Source organism: Rhizorhabdus sp., assembly GCF_018006725.1.
In the GTDB taxonomy this organism is placed as follows: Bacteria; Pseudomonadota; Alphaproteobacteria; order Sphingomonadales; family Sphingomonadaceae; genus Rhizorhabdus.
Genome location: NZ_JAGMXV010000261.1, coordinates 1 through 5,874, shown reverse-complemented (window position 1 = coordinate 5,874; position 5,874 = coordinate 1). Strand labels below are relative to the sequence as shown.

Genomic DNA, 5,874 nt, shown 5'->3' with positions numbered 1-5,874 from the left:
CCCTTCAGGCAGCCTATGACCTGCGCAACACCGTTTCGCCGGACTCGGACGCCGACTTCGGCCCGCTGAACGCGGTCCGCGACAACAGCCGCGACCGCCTGCGCACGACAACGACCGAGCTTCGCCTCGACAGCGACTTGAGCGACCAGATCTCGACCTTGTTCGGCCTGTTCTACAGCCGCGAAACGACCTCGGCCTCGCTGGCGCGCACTATCGTCATCGCCGGAAATGCCGTGGTACGGCAGACCGACAAGCGCGTGGGAAATACCTACGCCGCGTTCGGCACGCTATTCTGGAAGCCCAACATCGATTGGGAAGTGGCCCTCGGCCTGCGGTACGACCATGAAAGCCGCAAGGCTTCGGGCACCGTCAATGGGGCGGCGCTCCCCGATGCCAGCCTCAAATCGGATCAGGTCCAGCCCAAGCTGACCGTGACCCGTCACTGGAACACCAGCATGATGAGCTACGCCTCGGTGGCGCGCGGTTATCGTGGCGGTGGCTTCAACGCCCCCAACGCGCCATTCCGGACCTACAAGGGCGACTCCGCCTGGACGTACGAGGCCGGGACCAAATATTCGACCCGCGCGCTCTCGCTGTCGGCCGCAGTCTTCTACAACGACTATAAGGATTATATCGGCCCCAACTCGGTCGCGCCGGCTCTCCCCTCCGGCCTCGTCACGGTCGACCTGAACAGCGGCGATGTCGAAAGCTACGGCGTCGAACTCGAAGGGCTGGTGCGGCCGACCCAGCAATGGACGATCAGCGGTAGCCTCACCTACATGCACGCCCGCCTGACGGACAGTTCGCCTTATACCGCCGTCACCGGCCGCACGCTTTCGAGCGACCGCCTCACCTTCCAGCCGGACATCATGTTCAGCCTGTCGAGCGACTATGCCGTGCCGATCGGCGACGACACGCTGACCTTCAGCGCCGGCGTGCAGGGCAAGGGCAAGCGCCTCGCCGGGACGCTCAACGAGACCACGCCGACCTTCCTGAAGGGCTATGCGCTGGTCAACGGCTCGATCACCTACAAGACCGGTCCGTTCGAGCTGGCGATCTTCGGCAACAACCTGCTCAACAAGAAGTATTTCGAGAGCTACATCGAGAAGACGGCGCTCCTGCTCGCGGGCCTGCCGGCTTCCGACCTGGGCATCATCGGGGATCGTCGTCGCTACGGCGTCCGCGCCTCCTTCAAATATTGAGACAGGCCATGACCGCGCCCCTGCCCAATTTCGACCGCAAGCCGCTGCCCACGGGCTTCCTCGACGAGGTTCGTGCGGTGGTCGGCGACCGGCTCGGCACCGGGGAGGCGATCCGCCTCCAGCATGGGTCGAGCGAGACCCATTTCGATCCGGTGCTGCCCGATGCGGTCGCCTTCGTTCGCTCGACCGAAGAGGTGGCGGCGCTGGTCAGGCTGTGCGTCGCCGCCGAGGTACCGATCATAGCCTTCGGCGCCGGCACCTCGCTCGAGGGCAACGTCACCCCGGTCAAGGGCGGCCTCACGATCGACCTGTCGGAGATGAACGCGATCCTCGAGGTGAACCAGGAGGATTTCGACTGCACCGTCCAGGCGGGGGTGCGGCGCGAACAGCTCAACGAACATCTGCGCGACCAGGGGCTGTTCTTCCCGATCGATCCCGGGGCCAACGCCACCATCGGCGGCATGGCGTCGACCCGTGCGTCCGGCACCAACGCGGTGCGCTACGGTACGATGCGCGAGGCGATCCTGTCGCTGCGCGTCGTCACCCCCGACGGCAAGGTGATCCGTACCGCGCGCCGGGCGCGCAAGTCGGCGGCGGGCTACGACCTGACCCGTCTGATGATCGGCGCCGAAGGCACGCTGGGCATCATCACCGAGATCACCCTGCGCCTGCACGGCATTCCCGAGGCGATCTCCTCGGCGGTCTGCTCCTTCGAGACCCTCAAGGGCGCGGTCGACACCGTCGTCCAGTCGATCCAGATCGGCGTGCCGGTCGCGCGGATCGAGATCCTCGACGATGCGCAGGTTCGGGCCTGCAACGCCTATTCGAAGCTCGACTATCCCGAAAAGACGACCCTGCTGTTCGAATTCCACGGCTCCGAACGCTATGTCGAGGAGCAGGTCGAGACGGTGCGCGAGCGAGATCGCCGGCTATAATGGCGGCGGCGAGTTCCTCTGGTCGAACCTGCCCGAAGAACGCAACCGGCTGTGGAAAGCGCGGCACGAGGCCTATTACGCCGCGGTCAACCAGCGCCCCGGCGCGGTCGGCTGGACCACCGACGTCTGCGTGCCGATCAGCCGCCTCGCCGAATGCATCGTCGAGACCAAGGAAGATCTTGCGACGTCGTCGGTACCCTCGACGATCCTCGGCCATGTCGGCGACGGCAATTTCCACGTGATCTTCGCGATCGATCCCAAAAGGCCGGAGGAGATGATCGAGGTCGAGGCACTCAACGACCGGATCGTCGCCCGCGCGCTCGCCATGGACGGCACCTGTACCGGCGAACATGGCATCGGTCTGGGCAAGCAGCAGTTCCTCGTCGACGAACTGGGTGACGCGGTCGAAATGATGCGGCTGATCAAGCGTGCGATCGACCCGAAGGACCTGTTCAACCCCGGCAAGATATTCCAGCTTTGAACGAAGGCCCGGTTCCGTCCGGGCCTCCGTCATGTCCGCTGGAAAGGATCTGCCCGTGAACAGCCGCCACCTCGTCGACCCCGAACTCCTGCCCGTTCTGGAGCAGTTTCCGGACAGCGAGCTCAGCCGCGAAAGCCTGCCTGCGCTGCGCGAGCAGTTGAGGGCGATGCTGCCGCCGGCGCAGACCGACGCGGCGATCGAGGTGAAGACCGTCGCCGGCCCTGCGGGGGGCCCCGACATCCAGCTGCGCGTCCTGCGACCGAAGGACGCGGCCGCCGCCCCGCTTCCCGTCATCTATCACATCCATGGCGGCGGCTTTGTCGCCGGCACCGCGGATCAGGGGGACATGTCCAACGGGCCGCTGGCGATCGAGCTGAACTGCGCGATCGTCTCGGTCGACTATCGGCTCGCGCCCGAGACCGTGTTTCCCGGCTCGATCGAGGACTGCTATGCCGGCCTTGCCTGGGTCTTCGCCAACGCCGCCGAACAGGGTTTCGATACGGCCCGGATCGGCGTGATGGGCGAAAGCGCGGGCGGCGGCCTTGCCGCGGCGCTGGCGCTGCTGGCGCGCGACCGCGGCGAATATCCCCTCGCCTTCCAGCAGCTCATCTATCCGATGCTCGACGATCGCAACGGCAGCGGCGCCGAACCCCATCCCTTCGTCGGCGAATATGTCTGGACGCCGGAAAAGAACCGCTTCGGCTGGGAAGCCCTGCTCGGCCATGCGCCCGGCGGCGCCGACGTTTCGCCCTATGCGGCGCCCGCCCGCGCGACCGACCTGTCAGGCCTGCCGCCGACCTTCCTCTACGCCGGAGCGCTCGATCTCTTCCTGGAGGAGAATCTCGATTATGCGCGCCGCCTCGCCCGCGCAGGCGTGCCGATCGAATTCCATCTTTTTCCCGGAGCCTTCCACGCCTTCGAACTGCAGGCCGACGCCTATGTCAGCCGGCAGGCGCGGCAGCTCAGCCAGTCGGCCCTCAGGAGGTTCCTTGCCCCTCGCACCTGACCCAACGCGCGCCGAACCGCGCCTGTCCGCCGCGCTGCCCGCGCTGTTCGCCCTGGCGCTGGCGCTGGCCATCGGCACGATGTCGATCTTCCTTTTCAGCATCGTCCAGGAGGCCGCCAAGGCCGAACTGGGCCTGACAGACAACCAGCTCGGCTTCATCCAGGGCGTGGGCGCGGCGGCGCCGCTCGCCGTGCTGGCGGTGCCGATCGGACGACTGGTCGACAGCAGCAACCGGATGCGGCTCCTGCTCCTGCTGGTGCTCGGCTGGACGATCGGGCTGGTGCTGACCGCCTTCGCCGACAGCGTCACCGGGCTGTTCATCGCCCGGATGTTCGTCGCGGTGGGCGGCTTCTGTTCGGTCACCGCCGCTATCTCGATCGCGGCCGACATGTGCCCGCCGACCCAGCGCGGCAGCGCGATGCTGGTCCTGACGCTCGGCAAATGGGGCGGCAGCGCGGGTGCGTTCGCGCTGGGCGGCTGGCTGTTCGGCATGCTCGGCACGATGGTGCTTCCCGCATGGATCGGCCCGGTCGCGCCTTGGCGCGGGGTCCATCTCGCCGTGGCCGCGATCGGCGTGATCGTGTGCCTGCCGCTGCTGTTCGTCCGCGAGCCGGCCCGGCGCGAGACGGTCGCGGGCGCCGATGCTCCCTTCTCGGTCGCGATGCGCGAACTTTGGGACCGGCGTGCCTTCATCCTTCCCTTGTTCGCCGGCCAGCTCTCGGTCGCGATGATCGATACCGCCGCCGGCATCTGGGCCGCGCCGGTGCTGAGCCGCAGCTATGGGCTCCAGCCCGATCAGTTCGCCCAGTGGATGGGCCTGGTCGTCTTCGCCGCCGGCGTGATCGGATCGATCCTGGGCGGTCTTGTCGCCGACTGGGGCCATCGCCTTCCGCGCCGTGGCGGCATCCTGATCGGCGCGATCGCGGCGACGACCCTGTCGGTGCCGATGTCACTTTTCCCGCTCGCCCCCGACGTGCCCAGTTTCGCGCTGATGCTCGGGCTCTTCCTGTTCTGCGGCACAGCCGCCGGGCTGATCGTCGGCGTCACCATCACGGTCCTGCTGCCCAACGAGCTGCGCGGATTCTGCATTGGGCTGTTCGTGGCGCTGGCCGGCGTCCTCGGCTTCGGCGTGGCGCCGCCGCTGATCACGCTGGTCAGCGGCCTGCTGGGCGGGGAGAGCCATCTGGGCACCGCGCTCGCGATCGTCGGCGTCGTGATCACGGCGATCGCCTCGCTCGCCTTCCCCCTGGCGATGCGCCACGCGCCGCGCGATTCGACCTCGCTCGCCACATGACCTTTACCTTTCTGATAGGTCTCGACAAACCTATCAGGAAGGTCTAGCTTTTCCTCGATAGGATGAGAGGATGCGCTGGATGGTCGAGCGGGACTGGGTACAGGTCTCCCACGAGATGGCGGCAATGGTAGGCGCGGGCGCGTTGCCGCAACGCCCCTGGCCGGCCGAACCGGTTGCGCTCAGCTACACGCTCGGCTGCGTCGGTACCCCTGCCACGGTCCGCTGGCATGCCGATCCCTCCGCCGCGACGCTCGGCGACGACCAGCTTCTCCTGATCGTCTCCGCCTCGGCGATCGAGCGGCTGTTCGGCGCGCTGCCCGAGGGGCGCGACGGCGCCTTCCACATCACCCGCGAACTGCGCGAGATCGCCCTGGCCATCCGCGACTGCGACATGCCCGAAGGCGCGCGCGAGCCCTACCGTCTCGCCAAGAGCATCGAATTGCTGTGCGATACGCTGCGCCTGATCGGGGACAGCGCGCTGGTTCCGGTGCTGGGGGAGAGCCATTTGTCACAGGAGGACAGCCGCCGCATCCTCAATGCAAGGTCGATGATCGACGAGCGCTGGGCGGAGAAGCTGACGCTCGACACGCTGTCGGGCGCCTGCGGTCTCAACCGCGCCAAGCTGACCCGCGGTTTCCGCGACATGTTCGACTGTTCGATCGCCGATGCGCTGGCCGAGAAACGGCTCGAGGGTGCGAAGATGCTGCTCCTGTCGACCGACCTGCCGGTCGCATCGGTCGGCTATCGCTGCGGCTATCTCAACAATGCCAGCTTCACCCGCGCCTTCAGTCGCCGCTTCGGCACCGCGCCGACCCAGTATCGCGCGCGGAGGCTCTGTTGCAAAAATCGTGAAGCTTGAGCATGCTTGGCGGAGATTGGACGGACGGAACGATGACGGATTTCAAGTGGCGCCATTTCCAGGGTGATGTGATCCTGTGGGCGGTGCGCTGGTATTG

At 66.9% G+C, this 5,874-nt stretch carries 4 protein-coding genes and 1 pseudogene; all 5 read left to right on the top strand.

What is annotated here, in order from left to right:
• Positions 1-1,202 (top strand): TonB-dependent receptor (locus KAY22_RS23200; RefSeq protein WP_296625526.1); only part of this gene is annotated, 1,202 nt, incomplete at its 5' end.
• A gap of 8 nt (positions 1,203-1,210) precedes the next feature.
• A pseudogene (locus KAY22_RS23195) lies at positions 1,211-2,618 on the top strand (FAD-linked oxidase C-terminal domain-containing protein).
• Between the two features lie 55 nt (positions 2,619-2,673).
• Positions 2,674-3,624, top strand: a complete 951-nt coding sequence (locus tag KAY22_RS23190; protein WP_156843206.1) for an alpha/beta hydrolase — start codon at positions 2,674-2,676, stop codon at positions 3,622-3,624.
• On the top strand, positions 3,608-4,918 hold the full coding sequence (locus tag KAY22_RS23185; protein ID WP_232333061.1) for an MFS transporter: 1,311 nt from the start codon (positions 3,608-3,610) through the stop codon (positions 4,916-4,918). Before KAY22_RS23190 ends, KAY22_RS23185 begins: the two co-directional genes overlap by 17 nt.
• 70 nt (positions 4,919-4,988) lie before the next feature.
• The gene (locus KAY22_RS23180) at positions 4,989-5,777 is read left to right on the top strand and encodes an AraC family transcriptional regulator (protein ID WP_296625525.1); all 789 of its coding nucleotides are present in this window, start codon (positions 4,989-4,991) and stop codon (positions 5,775-5,777) included.
• Positions 5,778-5,874 lie beyond the last annotated feature (97 nt).

Bases quoted from the DNA above. Each gene is read 5' to 3' on its own strand.
- KAY22_RS23180 (WP_296625525.1), top strand. From the start codon at position 4,989: ATGCGCTGGATGGTCGAGCGGGACTGGGTACAGGTCTCCCACGAGATG.